Genomic DNA, 16,054 nt, shown 5'->3' with positions numbered 1-16,054 from the left:
TCACTCACCGTCTCCGGACGCTTCCCCGCCGTGGCGAACCCACCGGCACCGGGGCGACGGTCGGGTGGCCCGCGCCGGCTGCGACGACGAGACCTGCCCCGGGGTGAGGACCCCGCCGCTGCACGCCGGACGGCTGCGGCGGCGGGAGCGGTACCCGGGAGCAGCCGGGTGATGGTCGGGTGGCGGTCCGCCACCAGCGGGTACGGCCCGACCAGCACCGACCGATCCACCGGTCCACGGGGCACGACCCGCCCACGAGACCGAACACTTCCCCCGATCACCTCCGGTCGGCACCGCCGGCCACATCTCCACAGGAGCCCATGTGCTTCCCCGCTCTGGTGACGTACTGCACGTGACTCGCGCGGCGAGTGTCCAGTTCCTCAGACCCATCACGTTCCGGGTCATCCGGGTACTCGACTGGCCCACCTACGACGGTTGGCTCTGGCTCGACGGTTACGAGTTGAACGCTTCGGGGGACGCGGTCAACCGACGGTCGATCTTCGTCCAGCAGGCCGGCCTCCGGACGCTCCAGGCCGCGCCCGCGCCGCGCCCGCACACCGTACGGCCCCGACGGCCGCTCAACCGGACCCCCGTTCCGGTGGGCTGAGCTGCGCCATTACCCGGTCGGGGGGCGCGCCGTCGCCATAGACTCGGTACGCCCACCCCGGCGAACGTCTCCACCCCGCGCGTCCCGGACCCTGAACCTGGGATGGCCATGCTTCCTATGCCCGCCGCGCGGCGGCACCACAGGTCCCGTACCGGTTACGCCTTCGGGCTGATGGCGCTGGTCGGCGCCGCCCTCACGCTCGTCGTGGTGGTGCGGTACCCGGCGGAGTCGGCGACCCGGCTGGCCGAGCCGGTGCCGGCCCCCGAGATCACCGTCGCCGAGGCCCCACCCGACCTCGCGAATCCGGGCGACCCCGGTGACCCGGACGACTGGAGCCTCCCCGCCGACGTCGGGCGGGGCCCCGAGGCCGGGACGGAGCCGGACACCGCGGGCGACCCGGCCGGCGGCACCGACCCGACGACCGGCACCGGTCCGGGCGCCGGCGGCGGCGAGGGGGCGCTCGCCGGCGCACCGGCCGGCCGGTCGTCGACCGACCAGCGACAGGCGCTCAGCCAGTCGCTCCTCTGGTCGGGACTGCTCGGGCTGGCGATCTCGCTGGCCGGGCTGGGCCTGGTGGGGACCAGACGCCGGATGTGGTGACCCGGGGACGCGGTGACCCGGGCGTGCCGTGACTCAGGGGGTCGGGCTCGGCTCGGGCGTCGGCTCGTCCGAGTCGGTGGCCGACGGGGAGGGCGACGGAGCGGTGGCCACCACCAGCGTCACCTCGTCCTCACCGGGGCGGACCGGCTCACCCGCCTCCGGGTCGGTCTCGATCACGGTGCCCGGCGCCTGCTCCGCGGACTCCCGGCTCTCCACCCGGTACGACAGGCCGATCCGGTCCAGGATCCGTTCCGCGGTCGCCCGGGACTGCCCCACCAGGGGCGGCATCGGCACCCGGGCCGCCGCCGTGGTCGGTGCCGTGCTCGGCGGCTCGGTGGTGGGCGCGGCGCTCGTCGGGGCGGCCGTGGTCGCCGGAGCACTGGTCGGCAGCGGGGGCGGGGTGGGGTCGTCGTCCCGCTCGTCCGCCGCTCGCAGCGCCAGCCAGATGCCCGCGCCGAGGGCGCCGAGCAGGAGCAGCGCCAGGATCCCGAGCAGGATCGGCATCCACCAGCGGCCCGGGCGCTGCTCCTCGCCGTACCACTCGGCGGGCTGGTATTCGGCCGGACGGGGTGGCGGCACCCCCGCCCGCCCGGACCAGACGGTCGGGGCGGGCTCCGTCGAGGGCCCGGCATCCGTCGGAGGCAACGGCCGGGTCCGGTCGATCGGCTCCTGGGGAGCCGTCGCGTCCAGCGGCTCGTGCCGGGCCGTCGTGTCCGCCGGCGGTGGCGCGGCGGCGGCACGGTCCTCGGGCGGGGGCAGCGGGCGTGTCGCGTCGTCGGCGGGCTCCTGGCGGTCGTCGCTCATCGCACGTCCTCTCCCACCGGGCAGGCGTCGTGGCCCTCGCCCGTCCACGGTAACGGGCGCGGTCACCCCGCACCGGGACCAGCGCCGCGACCCGCCCGCGACCCGGGCCTGCGGTCAGTCCTGCTCCTCGCCGCAGGAGACGGCGACCTGGTCGTTCCAGCGGGCGGTCGCGCCGGCCGCCGGGACCTGGGCGGTCACCGTGCCGGCGCGGCCCGTCGGGTAGCGCGGGTAGAGGCCCCGCTCACCGAGGTCCTCGGCGACGTCGGCGCAGTCGTCGTCGACCAGGTCGGGGACCTCGACCTGCGGGGCCGGCCCGGCCACGTACACGTGGACCGTGGTACCCCGGGCGACCGGGGTGCCCGACGCCGGATCGGTCCGCACCACGTCGCGTCCCGACCCGCTGCCGAAGACCAGCCGCCAACTCAGCTTCCGGTCCCGCAACTCCGCACGGGCCTTCTCGAAGTCCGTGCCGACGAGCGCGGGCACCGTCAGGTCGGACGAGGTGCGCGACGGGGCCGGCGAGGTGGTCCGTGGACCGGCCGGCCGGGTGGTGGCGGGCGGCGCCGGAGCCGGCACGGTCGAGCGCGACGGGACGCCGGTGGTCGGGGTGGCCGCCGACGGCACGGTCGGGGACTCGCCCGGGTCGGCCAACAGCCACCCGACGGTCGCCCCGACCGAGGCCAACAGGACCAGCGCCAACGCGCCGCCGAGCACCGGGGACGCCCGACCCGGCCGCCCGGGCGCCGCACCGTCCGAAAGGGTGTGTCCGTCGCTCATCGCGCTCCCGCCTCGTCACCGGCGACCGTACCGGGTGCCGCCAACCCGTCACCGCACGTCGAGCGGCATCGCCACGGCTCGCCGGACCGACCAGGGGACGCTACGCTGCCCCGCATGGCCAGACGAGGCTGGGGAGCATCCGTCGCCACCGCGGTCGGCGTGGCTGCCGGCGTGGGCGCGGCACAACTGGGCTTCGCCTACGGGCTGGGCATCATCGACTGGGCGCCGGCCGAGGCCGCGCGGACCGAGGCGGCGTGGTTCGCCAGCCTCGCGTGGGCGACCTGGATCGCGGCCGTCTCCGGCGTGCTCGGCGCCGTCTGCGCGCAGCGACTCGACGCCCGGAGCGCCGACGCCGACGCGCCGCCGGACAGCACGCTGCGCCGGGTGACGCTGGCGGTCGGCGGGGCGGTCGGCGCGGCGCTGACCGTGCTGCTGGTCGCCGTGCCGGCCCGGGCGGCCACCGTGCCGGACATCTTCGCCCCGCAGACCGTCGCCGCCGGGTACGCGGCCGTCGGGGTCCTGCTCGGGCTGTTGGCCGCCCTCTGGGCGCTCTCGTCGCGGGCCGCCGCGACCAACGTGGTCGCCACCGTCGGCTGGCTCTGGCTGCTCGCCGTGGTCTCGGTGGTGGACGGCGTGCTGGCCGGACGCGGCCTGGCCACCGCCCAGCTCGGCATCTGGCAGATCAGCGGCGACCGGCCCGGCTTCTGGCTCCGCGACTACGTGTACTGGCCGGGAGTCCTCCTCGCCGCCGGCTCGGCGCTGGTGATCGGCACGCTGACCGCACGGCGTACCGCCCGGGTGGCGGAGCGCCGCCTCGGCGCAGCCGTCTCCGGGGCGGCCGGACCGCTGCTGGTCGCGGTGGCCTACCTCCTCGCCGTGCCCCGGCTCGCCTCGATCACCCCGGCGCAGGTGTCGGCCCAGCTCTTCGCCCCGTACGCGGTGGTGATCGGTGCGGCCGGCTCGATGCTGGTGGCGGCGCTCGCCCAGCGCGCCGACCGCCGCGCCGCAGTCGGGCAGCAGGTGACCGTGCCCCGGCAGCGCACCGGCGAACCCACGATCGTCGACGAGCACCCCACCGACGACCCGGGCCGGGCCGAGGCACCCGCACTCACCGGTGCCCGGCGCACCGGCCGTACGCCGAGAGCGGGCGCCACCACGGCCGGCCCGACGCTCAACGTGGCGGATCCGACGCTCGCCGAGGCAGGGGCCGAGCCCGGCCGGGCGACCGAGCCCGCCGGCCCGGCCACCGCTCCCCGGCCGCGCGGCGTCGCGGCCCGGCGTGGCCGCACCTCGCCCGACTCCACCGGAGCCGGCCCGACCGGAGCCGGCCCGACCCCGGTCGATCCGGCGACGGGCGACGCCTCCGCCGCCGAGCCGGCGTCCGGCGGCACGTCCGCGGGCGAGCGATCGGACGAAGCGGCCCCCGGCACCGGCCCGAAGCCCCGGCCCGGCCGCCGCACCCGCTGACCGGCGGCCGACCGGGCACGGCGTCGGGTCAGTCGACCGGCCAGGTGTGCACGGGCTCGTTGCTGCGCTGGAGCTGCGCGTAGCGGCCGGCCATGTGGTGCAGCGCGGCGTCCCGGTCCAGGCCGTGCCGCCGCTCGGCCGCCCAGACCGCCTCGGTCTGCCAGACCGCGCCGTTGCGGCCGGTACGGCAACGCTGCTCGATGATGCCGAGCAGCCGGTCCCGCTCGGCCGGGGCGACGCCGAACCGGTCCAGGCCGGTCGCGGCCGTCGGCAGCAGGGTGTCCAGGACCAGCTTGGTCACCGGTACGTCGCCGAGGCGGGGCCAGTGCAGGACGGCGTCCATGCCCCGGCGCGCGGCGGCGTGGAAGTTCTCCTCGGCGGAGCTGAAGGTGAGCTGGCTCCAGATCGGTCGGTCCGCCTCGGCGAGCCCTCGGGCCAGCCCGAAGTAGAAGGCGGCGTTGGCCAGCATGTCGACCACGGTCGGGCCGGCGGGCAGCACCCGGTTCTCCACCCGCAGGTGGGGGCGACCGCCCATGATGTCGTAGACCGGGCGGTTCCAGCGGTAGACGGTGCCGTTGTGCAGTCGCAGCTCCGCGAGCTGCGGTACGCCGCCGGCGTGCAGTACCTCGACCGGGTCCTCGTCCTCGCAGATCGGCAGCAGGGGCGGGAAGTAGCGGACGTTCTCCTCGAACAGGTCGAAGATCGAGGTGATCCACCGCTCACCGAACCACACCCGGGGGCGTACGCCCTGGGCCTTCAGCTCGTCGGGTCGGGTGTCGGTGGCCTGCTGGAACAGCGCGATCCGGGTCTCCGCCCAGAGCTGTCGCCCGTACAGGAAGGGGGAGTTGGCGCCGACCGCGACCTGGACGCCCGCGATGGCCTGGGAGGCGTTCCAGTAGTCGGCGAAGCTGTCCGGCGCGACCTGGAGGTGGAACTGCAGGCTGGTGCAGGCGGCCTCGGGGGCGATCGAGTCGGTGTGGGTCTGGAGCCGTTCGACGCCCCGGATGTCGAGTTCGATGTCCTCGCCCCGGGCGGCGACGATCTGGTCGTTGAGCACCCGGTAGCGCTCGTTGGTGGAGAGGTTGTCCGCCACCAGGTGCCGTTCGGTGAGGGTGGGCAGGATGCCGACCAGGACGATCCGGGCGTCGGACTTCGCCGCCCGCTCGTCCGCCCGGGTCAGGCTGCTGCGCAGGTCCTGCTCGTAGTCGGCGAAGCCGGTGCCCTCGATCAGTCGGGGCTTGGCGTTGAGTTCCAGGTTGAACTGGCCCAGCTCGGTCTGGAACAGCGGGTCGGCGATGGCGGCCAGGATCTCCTCGTTGCGCATCGCCGGCTCGGCCGCCGGGTCCATCAGGTTGAGTTCGATCTCCAGGCCGGTCATCGGTCGGTCCGCGTCGAAGCCGAAGTCGTCCAGCATCAACGCGAAGACGTCCAGACAGCGCCGGACCTTCTGCCGGTAGCGGACCCGGTCCTCCCGGGAGAAGGCGCCCTGCTCGACGTCTCTGCCCATGTGCCCTCCAGGCGCGAGGCGCGCGGAACGGGGTCGTTCCGTCGCGCGTTGTGAACAACCACGGTAAGAGCGACATCTCGCCAGGGCCAGGGCCATGGGTCGGCGGCGCTGCGGGCCTCTCTACCCATCTGCCACCCGTCGGCACCGGTACAGGTTGCCACCATCACGTGACGATTCGCACCCGGATGTGGCGAAGGCCCCCACCCTCGGGGAGGGGGCGGGGGCCTTTCGTGCCGAGGTGGCTCAGGCCTGACGGACGGCTTCGCCCTCGATCTCGATCTTGATCTTCTTGCCGACCAGGACGCCGCCGGTCTCCAGGGCCACGTTCCAGGTCAGGCCGAAGTCCTCCCGGTCGATCTCGGTGCTGGCGGAGAACCCGAAGATGTCCTGCCCGAAGGGACTGCGGCCGACGCCCTCGAACTCGACCTCCAGCTCGACCTGGCGGGTGACGCCCCGGATGGTCAGGTCACCGAGCAGGACGAACTCGTTGCCGTCGCGGGACTTCACCGCGGTGCTGCGGTACTCCAGCGTCGGGAAGGTCTCGACGTCGAGGAACTCGGGGCTGCGCAGGTGCGCGTCCCGGTCGGCCTGCTTGGTGTCGATGCTGGCCGCCTGGATGGTGGCGGTGACCGCGGACTGCATCGGGTCCTCGGCGACGGTGATGGTGGCGGAGGCGTCGGCGAACTCGCCACGCACCTTGCTGACCATCATGTGTCGCGCCACGAAGCCGACCCGCTTGTGCGCGGCGTCCAGCAGGTAGGTGCCGGCGGTGGGGATGGTAAGGCCTTCCCAGTCGCGGGTAACCGACTCGGTGCTGGTCATGAAGCTGCCCTCCGGAGAGAATGTTTAGTAGTCCAACGACTGACTGAGCAACTATACCCACAGCAATATTCCCCGTGTCAACCACTGATAGGATGACCAGGTGGAGAAGAACGTGTTCGACGACCCCCGGATCACCGCCGTCGGCCTGCTCGTCGAGGCGCACGCCGGGCTGTCCGCCCGGTTCGCCGCCCAGTACGAGGAGCACGGCCTCTCGGCCGTCGAGTTCGAGGTGCTGATGCGCCTCGCCCGCTCTCCCGGCAACCAACTGCGGATGACCGACCTCGCCGCCCAGACCTCCCTCTCCACCAGCGGCGTCACCCGGGTCGTCGACCGGATGGAACGCGACGGACTGCTCTGCCGGCGCGCCTGCCCGTCCGACCGGCGCAGCTCGTACGCCGTGGTCACCCCGTCCGGGCTGCGCCGGCTGGACGACACCCTCCCCGGCCACCTGCGGATCATCGAGCAGTGGTTCACCGGCCAGCTCGAACCGGAGGCCCTCACGGCGATGCTCGACGGCCTGCGCCGGGTACGCGACGCCGTCCACCCGGGCGCGACCGCCGGCAGCACCGACACCGCCCCGGCCGACGAGCCTCCCTCGCCCCTGACCTGAGTCGCCGGAGCCACCGGCAGAACCACCGGCAGAACCACGGCAGCCGGTCAGGACAACCCCGGGAAGACGCGCAAAGCGGACGCCTCGGCTGGCTAACGTTCGACCCGCGCGGGGGAGCACCGGGGGGTGCAGGGCGCGAGCGATGCAGCGAGGGGTGTCAGGGGGCTTCTTCGCTCGCGCCTCCCCCGCCCTCCGGCCGCGCGGGGGTCTCAGGTGCCCGCGCGGGAGTCGTGGAGCAGCCCGATCTCGTACGGCAGGAGCCGGATCCCGCTCTCCCGGCAGGCCCGGTCCAGACTGTTCCGGACGGCCGGATCGCCGGTACTCGCCGCCAGGCCCACCAGCGCCTCGACCACGTCCCGGCGGTCCTGGCCGCCGTCGCCGGCCTCCACCGCCACGCCGAACCACTCCGCCGCCAACTCCCGGTCACCCCGGTGCAGCGCCACCGTCCCCTCGATCAGGGCGCAGATCCCCTCCTCCGGCCGGACGGCCGCGGACGCCGCCACCCCGGGCGGCAGGCCCTCCCACGGGACGCCCCCGGGCGGGGCGGCCACGGCGGGCGACGTCGCCCGCGCCGCGAGCCCGGACACCGCCCGGCCCCCGAGCGCCGTGGCCGGCCGGTCGGCCGCCACCGGCCCGGGGCGTCCCGACCCGGACACCGCACCGTCGGCCCGGCCCGCGTCCGCGCGCAGCTCGGCGAGGACCTCGGCGGCCTCGTCCGCCCGGCCGTCCCGGGCCAGCGCCAGCCCCACCGTGCCGAGCACCCGGCGGCGGTGCCCCGGATCGCCGAGCTCGGCCAGCGCCGCCGCCACCCGCCGGCCCAGCTCCACCGCCTCGGCGTACCGGCCCTGGTGGCGGGCGACCTCGGCGAGGTTGGCCCGGGCCAGCAGCCGCAGCCGCCGCTCACCGCACTGGGCCGCCAGTCGATCCACCCGGGCGAGTCGGCGTCGGGCGCCGGTCAGATCGCCGAGGCGGATCTCGTGCCAGGTGAGGTTGTTCTGGGCGACCGCCATGTCGCGTACCCGGCCGTGCCGGGTGGCCAGGGCGAGCACCGCCCGCGCCTGGTCGCGCGCCTCGTCGTACCCGCCCGTGGCGATGAGCAGCGCGCAGAGCACCGTACGCGCCTCCAGCTCACCGGTGACGTCGGCGTGCGCGGTGAACGCGTCGAGCGCCGCCCGGGCCGACGGCAGCTCCTGCGCCCCGGCGCCGTGCTCGGCGGCCAGCCGGGCCACCCCGAGCAGCGCCCACGCCCGCAGCACCGGGTCGGCGTCGGCGGTACGCGGGTCCGCCAGCAGCCGCCGCAGCCACTGCCGACCGGCGACGTCCCGGCCACGCAGCCGCCACCAGCGGGTCAGCGACGCCGCCAGCCGCAGGGCGGTGAGCGGGTCGTCGGTGGCCGCGTGGGCCAGGGCGGCGCTGATGTCGCTGGTCACCTCGTCCAACTGGCGTACCGCGTGGGACAACTCCGGACCGACCAGCTCCGGCGCGGTACGCACCACCAACCGGGTCACCACCACCGCGTGCCGGCGGCGGATCGCGGTCAGCTCGCCACGGCCGGCCGCCCGCTCACCGGCGAAGTCGCGCACCGCGTCGAGCAGCCGGAACCGGAACGACCCGGTGCCACGGACGCTGAGCAGGCCCAGCTCCACCAGCCGGTCCAGCAGTGGAACCGGGTCGGTGACGGTGCCGGTCCCGTCGGCCAGCAGTTCCTCGGCCAGCTCCACCGACCACCGGTTGGCGAAGACCGAGAGCCGCCGCAGCGCCGCGCGCTCGGGACGGGCGAGCAGGCGGTAGCTGGTCGCCACGGCCTCGCGCAGGGTCACCGCCACGGCGGCCCGGACGGCGGAGCCGGCCGGCTCCCATCCGCGCCGGCCCAGGTCGGCGCTGGCCAGGTCGAGGACCCGGTCGCCGTACCGGTCGAGCAGTTCGCCGAGGTCCAGGATCCGACCCCGGGCCGCCATCAGCTCGATCGCGAGCGGCAGCCCGCCGAGGCGGCGCACGAGCGCGGCCAGCGCCGGCAGCTCCCGCCGGTCGGGCGGCTCCCGGCGGACCCGGGCGAGCCGGACCGTGAAGAGCGCCGCCGCCGGGTAGCGGGCCAGCTCGGTGGCGTCGACCACGTCGGGCGGGGGAACGTCCAGCGGGGCGACCGGCCGGACCAACTCCCCCGGTACGCCCACCGGGTGCCGGCCGGTCACCAGCACCCGCAGGGTGGGCACCGCGTCGGTGAGCCGCCGCAACGCCTCGGCGACCGGGTCCGGTGCGCGTTCCACCGCGTCCACCAGGATCAGCGCCGGACGGCCCCGCAGCCGTGCCGCGAGGTCGGGCAGGCGGGACGCGCCGAGGACCGCGCTGACCGCGGCGAGCACGTCGGCCGGGTCGGAGCCCTCACCGACCAGCACCCCGGCCACCCCGCCCGGGTGCGCGTCGACCGCCTCGTGCGCCACCGCCAGGGCGAGCGCCGTCTTGCCGACCCCGGCGAGCCCGACCAGGCTCACCACCGGTGGCCCCGCCTCGTCGGTGAGCAGCGCGGCGAGGTCGGCCCGGTCCTGCTCCCGGCCGATCAGCTCGACCGGGGGCGGGAGCGCGAACGGCGTACCGGCGGAGGCGGCGGGAGTGGAGGCGGCGCCGGCGGCGACCGCGTGGTGCCCGCCCTCGGCGGCGGCTCGGCCCGTGGTCCGGCCTCGGGCGGCGGACAGGAACGTGGCCCGGGGGCCGTCGGCGAGGCCGAGCGCGTCGGCGAGCAGTTCGACGGTGCTGCGCTGCGGCCGACTGGCCCGGCCGCGTTCCAGGTCGCGGACCGTCCGCACGCCGATCCCGGCCCGTTGGGCCAGCTCGGCCTGGGTCAGACCGGCGGCCGACCGGTGCCCCCGCAACAGCTCCCCGAGGGGGGTACGACCACCCGGGCCCAACTGGTGATCATGAGCCGGAGTCATGGGCAGGAAGGGTACGGATGGGATACGACGGCGGACACCGGTACGTCGTATCGCCGACGCCCCGGAATACGACAGGTCCCCGCCACCCGGCGAGCGTGGCAGGGACCCGTCGACGCCTCAGACGCCCAGGTCGCGGGCGATGATCATCCGCTGCACCTCGGAAGTGCCCTCGCCGATCTCCAGGATCTTCGAGTCCCGCCAGAAGCGCGCCACCGGGTACTCGTTCATGAAGCCGTAGCCGCCGTGGATCTGGGTGGCCTCGCGGGCGTTGTCGACGGCCACGGTGCTGGCGTGCAGCTTGGCGATCGCGGCCTGTCGCTTGAACGGCTCACCCGCCAGCATCCGGGCGGCGGCGTCGTAGTACGCGAGCCGGGCGGTGTGCGCCTTCATCTCCATGTCGGCGATCTTGAACTGGATCGCCTGGTAGTTGCCGATCGGCTGGCCGAACGCGTGACGCTCCTTCGCGTACTTGATCGACTCGTCGACGCAGCCCTGGGCCAGGCCGACGGCGAGCGCGGCGATGGCGATCCGACCCTCGTCCAGGATGCGCAGGAACTGGGCGAACCCGCGGCCGCGCTCGCCGAGCAGGTTGGCCACCGGCACCCGGCAGTCGTCGAAGGTCAGCTCGTGGGTGTCCGAGGCCGTCCAGCCGACCTTGGAGTACCCCGGCGCGACCGTGAAGCCTGGCGTACCCGACGGCACGATGATGGTGGACAGTTCCTTGGCACCGTCCGGCCGCGTGCCGGTGACCGCGGTGACGGTGACCAGCGCGGTGATGTCGGTGCCCGAGTTGGTGATGAACGCCTTCGACCCGTTGATCACCCACTCGTTCGTCGCCTCGTCCAGCACCGCCCGGGTCTGGGTGCCCCCGGCGTCGGAGCCGGTGCCCGGCTCGGTCAGCCCGAAGGCCGCCAGGGCCTCGCCGCTGAGCAGCTTCGGCAGCCACTGCGCCTTCTGCTCGTCCGTGCCGAAGCGGTAGATGGGCATCGCGCCGAGCGAGACCGCCGCCTCCAGGGTGATCGCCACGCTGGAGTCGACCCGGGCCAGTTCCTCCAGGGCCAGGCAGAGCGCGAAGTAGTCGCCGCCCATGCCGCCGTGCTCCTCACCGAAGGGCAGGCCGAACAGGCCCATCTTGCCCATCTGCCGGACGATCTCGTACGGGAAGGTGTGCTTCTCGTAGTGCTCCCCGATCACCGGGGCGATCACCTCGCGGGCGAACTCCCGCACGCTGGACCGCAGCGCCTCTTGTTCCTCGCTGAGCCGGAAGTCCATCTCATCCTCCTGTGTGGACGGGCCGCCGGGCGCTCGTGACGCCGGGACGGGTCGTGCTGGCCGGTGCGGTCCGGGCCTTGCTGGTCGGGTGTTGCGCTTCGGGTGTTGCGGGACGGATGGGGATCTGCGCATCCAGGGGAGCGGCGGCGCCGGTGCGGTGGCCGGGCCGCCGGTGCGGGTCAGACCGGGGTGACGCCGTGCCGACGCCGGGAGAAGTGCCGCTCCTTGGTGCGGGCGGCGGCGAACCGGCGGACCAGCTCGGCGCGGAGTTCGTGGGGCTCGACGATCGCGTCGACCACCAGCTCGCTGGCGAGCCGGACGACGTCGATGTCCCGCTCGTACTCCGCGCGCTTCGCGGCGACGAAGGCGGCCCGCTCGGCCTCGTCCGAGATCGCGGCGATCTTGTTGGCGTAGACGGCGTTGACCGCGGCCTCCGCGCCCATCACCGCGATCTTGGCGGTGGGCAGCGCGATCGTGGCGTCCGGCTCGAACCCGGGGCCGGCCATCGCGTAGAGGCCCGCGCCGTACGCCTTGCGGACCACCACGCAGATCTTCGGTACGGTCGCCTCCGAGATCGCGGTGATCATCTTGGCGCCGTGCCGGATGATGCCCTGCTTCTCCACCGCGCTGCCGACCATGAACCCGGGCACGTCGCTCAGGAACAGCAGCGGCACGTTGAACGCGTCGCAGAGCTGCACGAACCGGGTCGCCTTGTCGGCCGAGTCGACGAAGAGCACCCCGCCCTTGAACATCGAGTTGTTGCCGACCACGCCGACGACCTCACCGTTCAGCCGGCCGAAGCCGATGGTCAGCTCCTTGGCCCAGAGCGCCTGGATCTCGAAGAAGCTGCCGTCGTCGAGCAGGCCCTTGACGTACCGGCGCATGTCGAACGCCTGCCGCTCGCTGGCCGGCACCAGCGCGGCCAGGTCGACCTTCTCGGACGCCGGCACCGGCTCGACGGCCGGCGGCTGCTGCTGCCAGTTCGCCGGCAGGTACGACAGGTACCGCTTCACCACGTCGAGCGCGTCGGCCTCGGTCTTGCAGAGGAAGTGCCCGACGCCGGACTCGGCGCAGTGCACCTTGGCCCCGCCCATCGCCTCCAGCGTGGTCTTCTCACCGGTCACCATCTCGACCATGCGGTCCGAGCCGAGGTACATGCTGGCGTTGCCGTCCACCATGGCCACCACGTCACAGAACGCCGGGATGTACGCCCCGCCCGCCGCACTCGGCCCGAAGAGCGCGCAGACCTGCGGGATCGAGCCGGAGGCACGGACCTGGTTCCAGAAGATCTTCCCGGCGCCACGCCGGCCCGGGAAGAGATCGACCTGGTCGGTGATCCGGGCGCCGGCCGAGTCGACAAGGTAGACCATCGGCACGCCGGTCGCGTACGCCCGCTCGATGATCCGGATGATCTTCTCGACGGTACGCGCGCCCCAACTGCCGGCCTTGACCGTCGAGTCGTTCGCCATCAGGCAGACCTGCCGGCCGTCGATGGTGGCGGTGCCGGTGACCACCCCGTCGGCGGGCAGCCCCTCGGCCATCGCGTTGGCGTAGAGGCCGTCCTCGACGAACGACCCCTCGTCCACCAGGAGCGCGACCCGCTCCCGGGCGAAGAGCTTGCCCTTGGCGGCGTTCGCCGCGTGGTACTTGTCCGCACCGCCGGCCCGGGCGCGCTTGCGCAGCTGCTCCAGTGCCTCACCGTCGAGCGTCACGCCGACTCCCTCGCCCCCTGCGCCGTCCGCCTCGTGAGCGGACCCGCCTGACCTGAACGATCGTTAGGCTAGCGCATCGTCGCCCCCTCCGGCGACCCGCCGCACACCCTCCCGCCATCCCGCGCGGGGTGCCCCTCCGCGCGGGACGCCACTGGCCATCGCACGTGATCGACTCCATGTCGGCGACGTGGCGGTGTCCGACGGGCCGGACAGCGCCATTTCCGCGACATGGAGTCGATCATCGGTAGGGCCGCCGCAGGTCGGCCGTGAAGGCGGGCTCAGGCGGGCAGGGGCGTGAGGCGGGTGCGGGGGCCGGCGCGCAGGACACCCGAGGGCAGGCGCTTGCCGGTCAACTCCTCGGCCAGCTCGGCGGCCTCGATCAGCGCGTCCAGGTCGATGCCGGTGTCGATCCCCATGTCGTGCAGCATGTGCACGGCCTCCTCGGTGGCCAGGTTGCCGCTGGCTCCGGGCGCGTACGGGCAGCCGCCCAGGCCGCCGACGCTGGCGTCGAACTCGGTGACGCCGAGTTCCAGGGCGGTGAGCATGTTCGCCAGCGCGGTGCCCCGGGTGTTGTGGAAGTGCAGCAGCACCGGGACGTGGGCGTTGCGGTCGCGTACGGCGGTGAGCAGTTCGCGGACCCGACGGGGCGTACCCATGCCGGTGGTGTCACCGAACGCCACCCGGTCGGCGCCGTCCCGGACCACCCGGTCGACGATGCCGGCGACGCGCCGCGGGTCCACGTCCCCCTCGTACGGGCAGCCGAAGCTGGTCGCCACGATCACCTCGGCCCGGGCTCCCGCGCCGTGCAGCAGGTCGATCAGTTCGGCGATGTCGTCCAGCGACTCGTCGGTGGATCGGTTGACGTTGCGCCGGTTGTGGGTGTCGCTCGCCGAGACGACGACCTCGATCTCGGTGAAACCGGCGGCCAGGGCGCGCTGCGCACCCCGGGTGTTCGGCACCAGGGCGGTGTAGCGCACCCCGTCCGCCTTCGTGGCCCGCTGCCACACCTCGTCGGCGTCGGCCATCTGCGGGATCGCCTTCGGGTGGACGAACGACACCGCCTCGATCCGCCGTACGCCGGTGCGGGACAGGGCGTCGAGCAGTCGCACCTTGGAGTCGGTCGGGATCGGCTCCTCGTTCTGGAGCCCGTCCCGTGGCCCGACCTCCCGGATGGAGACGAAGTCCGGCAGTTCCGCCATAAGGGGTCACCTCACTGTGACGGGTTTACGTGTTGGGGTACCTCCACTCTCCCACCCTCCCACCCCGCCCCCTCCCCACCTGCGTTGATCATGAAGTTATTGCCCGCCGTGTCGGCATGTCGCAGCAATAACTTCATGATCAACGGCGCGGCCGCGCGGGGTGGGGTGGGGTGGGTGGGTGGGCGAGCAGGGGGGTCAGCGCATGCGGGAGACGATGCCGGTGTCGTAGTCGCCGGAGAGGAACTCGGCGTTCTCCAGCAGCTCGGCGAAGAAGGGGAGGTTGTTCTTCGGGCCGGCCAGGTCGAAGGCGGCCACGGCTGCCTTCGCCCGCTGGATCGCTTCGGCCCGGTCGCTGCCGCTGACGATGAGCTTGGCCATCAGGCTGTCGTAGAACGGGGTGACCGTGTTGCCCTCGACGTAGCCGGAGTCCACCCGGACCCCCTCGCCGGTCGGCTCCACCCAGGTCTTGATCACACCGGGGCCGGGCAGGAAGCGCTTCGGGTCCTCGGCGTTGATCCGCAGCTCGATGGCGTGCCCGCGCGGGGCGAGCGCGTCCGGGTCGAAGGTCGGCGCGAGGCCGGCGGCCACCCGCAGTTGCTCCTCGACCAGGTCGACGCCGTAGACCAGCTCGGTCACCGGGTGCTCCACCTGGAGGCGGGTGTTCATCTCCAGGAAGAAGAACTCGTTGGTGGCCGGGTCGAACAGGCACTCGACCGTGCCGGCGTTGCGGTAGCCGACCGCCTCACCGGCGCGTACCGCCGCAGCCAGGAAGCGCTCCCGCAGCTCCGGGGAGACCGCCGGGGAGGGCGACTCCTCGACCAGCTTCTGGTTGCGCCGCTGCACCGAGCACTCCCGCTCGCCGAGCGCCACCACCCGACCGTCGGCCAGGCCGAGGATCTGCACCTCGACGTGGCGTACCCGGGGGAAGTACCGCTCGATCAGCACCGAGCCGTCGCCGAACATCCGCTCGGCGAACGAGCGCACCTTGTCGTACTCGGTGCGCAGCGCTTCCTCGTCGTCGGCCACGCCCATGCCCATGCCGCCGCCACCGGCCGCGGCCTTGACCATCACCGGATAGCCGATCTCCGCCGCGGCGGCCACCGCCGCGTCCAGGTCGGCCGCCGGGTCGGTGGTGCCGGGCGCGACCGGGACCCCGGCCGCCGCCATCAGGTTCCGCGCGTTGATCTTGTCGCCCATCGCGGAGATCGCGTCCGCGCCGGGGCCGACCCAGATCAGCCCGCCGGCCTCGACGGTACGGGCGAAGTCCGCATTCTCGGAGAGGAAGCCGTAGCCGGGGTGGATCGCCTGCGCGCCGGTGGACTTCGCGGCGGCGAGGATCGCCTCCACGTTCCGGTAGCTCTGCGCCGGGTTGGCCGGGCCGACGCAGACGGCCTCGTCCGCCTCGGTGACGAACGGCAGGCCGGCGTCGGCCTCCGAGTGCACCGCGATCGCACGGATGCCGAGCCGCCTGGCGGTACGGATGATCCGGCGGGCGATCTCGCCCCGGTTGGCGACCAGCAGCGACTCGATCATGTTTCCTCCCGACGTCCAGGGGTGGGGACGGCTGCCAGGTAACCACAACCCCCCGCTACTCACGACTCCCCACCCCACCCACCCCCCACCCACACCCTCACCACACCCCACCCCCGCGATCTTGCAGTTTCGGTGGCGACAAAAGGTGCACGGCACGCATATCAATAACCCATAGTGCAAGATCGACCGCGGGAGGGTGGGGCGGCGGGACGGG

12 protein-coding genes and 2 pseudogenes are annotated in these 16,054 nt (G+C 73.9%); 4 read left to right on the top strand and 10 right to left on the bottom strand.

The features are described 5' to 3' along the window. Nucleotides 1–322: 322 nt before the first annotated feature. Together ACPFP2_RS23435 and ACPFP2_RS23430 are read left to right on the top strand one after the other, a co-directional pair. Nucleotides 323–607, top strand: coding sequence for a hypothetical protein (locus ACPFP2_RS23435; protein WP_088976751.1), 285 nt, complete (start codon nucleotides 323–325; stop codon nucleotides 605–607). Between the two features lie 102 nt (nucleotides 608–709). Next, entirely contained in the window at nucleotides 710–1,207 is a 498-nt protein-coding gene (locus ACPFP2_RS23430; RefSeq protein WP_424091437.1) for a hypothetical protein, read from the top strand. A gap of 33 nt (nucleotides 1,208–1,240) precedes the next feature. Here ACPFP2_RS23430 and ACPFP2_RS23425 read toward each other — a convergent pair whose 3' ends face one another. Then, nucleotides 1,241–2,011, bottom strand: coding sequence for a PASTA domain-containing protein (locus ACPFP2_RS23425; protein WP_424091435.1), 771 nt, complete (start codon nucleotides 2,009–2,011; stop codon nucleotides 1,241–1,243). Between the two features lie 114 nt (nucleotides 2,012–2,125). Next, entirely contained in the window at nucleotides 2,126–2,788 is a 663-nt protein-coding gene (locus tag ACPFP2_RS23420) for a PASTA domain-containing protein (protein WP_424091433.1), read from the bottom strand. A 114-nt stretch (nucleotides 2,789–2,902) separates the two neighbouring features. On the opposite strand from ACPFP2_RS23420, the gene ACPFP2_RS23415 reads away from it, so the two are divergent. Beyond that, complete coding sequence (locus ACPFP2_RS23415; protein ID WP_424091431.1) at nucleotides 2,903–4,255, top strand: hypothetical protein; 1,353 nt, start codon at nucleotides 2,903–2,905, stop codon at nucleotides 4,253–4,255. Between the two features lie 28 nt (nucleotides 4,256–4,283). On the opposite strand, the gene ACPFP2_RS23410 is transcribed toward ACPFP2_RS23415, so the two are convergent. Both ACPFP2_RS23410 and ACPFP2_RS23405 read right to left on the bottom strand, forming a co-directional pair. Beyond that, nucleotides 4,284–5,762, bottom strand: a complete 1,479-nt coding sequence (locus ACPFP2_RS23410; protein WP_424091430.1) for a glutamate--cysteine ligase — start codon at nucleotides 5,760–5,762, stop codon at nucleotides 4,284–4,286. Between the two features lie 243 nt (nucleotides 5,763–6,005). After that, complete coding sequence (locus ACPFP2_RS23405; protein ID WP_424091428.1) at nucleotides 6,006–6,584, bottom strand: YceI family protein; 579 nt, start codon at nucleotides 6,582–6,584, stop codon at nucleotides 6,006–6,008. A gap of 100 nt (nucleotides 6,585–6,684) precedes the next feature. On the opposite strand from ACPFP2_RS23405, the gene ACPFP2_RS23400 reads away from it, so the two are divergent. Next, nucleotides 6,685–7,194, top strand: a complete 510-nt coding sequence (locus ACPFP2_RS23400; RefSeq protein ID WP_424091426.1) for a MarR family winged helix-turn-helix transcriptional regulator — start codon at nucleotides 6,685–6,687, stop codon at nucleotides 7,192–7,194. A gap of 209 nt (nucleotides 7,195–7,403) precedes the next feature. Here the strand turns inward: ACPFP2_RS23400 and ACPFP2_RS23395 are convergent. The 6 genes and pseudogenes from ACPFP2_RS23395 to ACPFP2_RS23370 all read right to left on the bottom strand — a co-directional run. Beyond that, nucleotides 7,404–9,782 (bottom strand): annotated as a pseudogene (locus ACPFP2_RS23395) (ATP-binding protein); the annotation flags it as partial. A 95-nt stretch (nucleotides 9,783–9,877) separates the two neighbouring features. Beyond that, nucleotides 9,878–10,124, bottom strand: a pseudogene (locus ACPFP2_RS23390) (helix-turn-helix domain-containing protein); the annotation flags it as partial. 117 nt (nucleotides 10,125–10,241) lie between these two features. Continuing rightward, nucleotides 10,242–11,396, bottom strand: coding sequence for an acyl-CoA dehydrogenase family protein (locus tag ACPFP2_RS23385; protein WP_424091424.1), 1,155 nt, complete (start codon nucleotides 11,394–11,396; stop codon nucleotides 10,242–10,244). Between the two features lie 179 nt (nucleotides 11,397–11,575). Further along, the gene (locus ACPFP2_RS23380) at nucleotides 11,576–13,108 is read right to left on the bottom strand and encodes an acyl-CoA carboxylase subunit beta (RefSeq protein ID WP_424091423.1); all 1,533 of its coding nucleotides are present in this window, start codon (nucleotides 13,106–13,108) and stop codon (nucleotides 11,576–11,578) included. A 278-nt stretch (nucleotides 13,109–13,386) separates the two neighbouring features. Beyond that, the gene (locus ACPFP2_RS23375; RefSeq protein ID WP_424091556.1) at nucleotides 13,387–14,298 is read right to left on the bottom strand and encodes a hydroxymethylglutaryl-CoA lyase; all 912 of its coding nucleotides are present in this window, start codon (nucleotides 14,296–14,298) and stop codon (nucleotides 13,387–13,389) included. Nucleotides 14,299–14,502: 204 nt separating this feature from the next. Then, nucleotides 14,503–15,840: an acetyl-CoA carboxylase biotin carboxylase subunit gene (locus ACPFP2_RS23370; RefSeq protein ID WP_424091421.1), complete on the bottom strand. Its 1,338-nt coding sequence runs from the start codon at nucleotides 15,838–15,840 to the stop codon at nucleotides 14,503–14,505. Nucleotides 15,841–16,054: the final 214 nt, after the last annotated feature.

Origin of the sequence: Micromonospora citrea (genome assembly GCF_049629545.1) — a bacterium.
In the GTDB taxonomy this organism is placed as follows: Bacteria; Actinomycetota; Actinomycetes; order Mycobacteriales; family Micromonosporaceae; genus Micromonospora; species Micromonospora citrea_A.
Note: the sequence above shows the minus strand (reverse complement) of the source record. Positions and strands in the feature narration are given on the sequence as shown.

Coding starts and splice junctions, on each gene's coding strand:
- ACPFP2_RS23430 (WP_424091437.1), top strand. CDS start 710: ATGGCCATGCTTCCTATGCCCGCCGCGCGGCGGCACCACAGGTCCCGT.
- ACPFP2_RS23425 (WP_424091435.1), bottom strand. CDS start 2,011: ATGAGCGACGACCGCCAGGAGCCCGCCGACGACGCGACACGCCCGCTG.
- ACPFP2_RS23420 (WP_424091433.1), bottom strand. CDS start 2,788: ATGAGCGACGGACACACCCTTTCGGACGGTGCGGCGCCCGGGCGGCCG.
- ACPFP2_RS23415 (WP_424091431.1), top strand. CDS start 2,903: ATGGCCAGACGAGGCTGGGGAGCATCCGTCGCCACCGCGGTCGGCGTG.
- ACPFP2_RS23410 (WP_424091430.1), bottom strand. CDS start 5,762: ATGGGCAGAGACGTCGAGCAGGGCGCCTTCTCCCGGGAGGACCGGGTC.
- ACPFP2_RS23405 (WP_424091428.1), bottom strand. CDS start 6,584: ATGACCAGCACCGAGTCGGTTACCCGCGACTGGGAAGGCCTTACCATC.
- ACPFP2_RS23385 (WP_424091424.1), bottom strand. CDS start 11,396: ATGGACTTCCGGCTCAGCGAGGAACAAGAGGCGCTGCGGTCCAGCGTG.
- ACPFP2_RS23370 (WP_424091421.1), bottom strand. CDS start 15,840: ATGATCGAGTCGCTGCTGGTCGCCAACCGGGGCGAGATCGCCCGCCGG.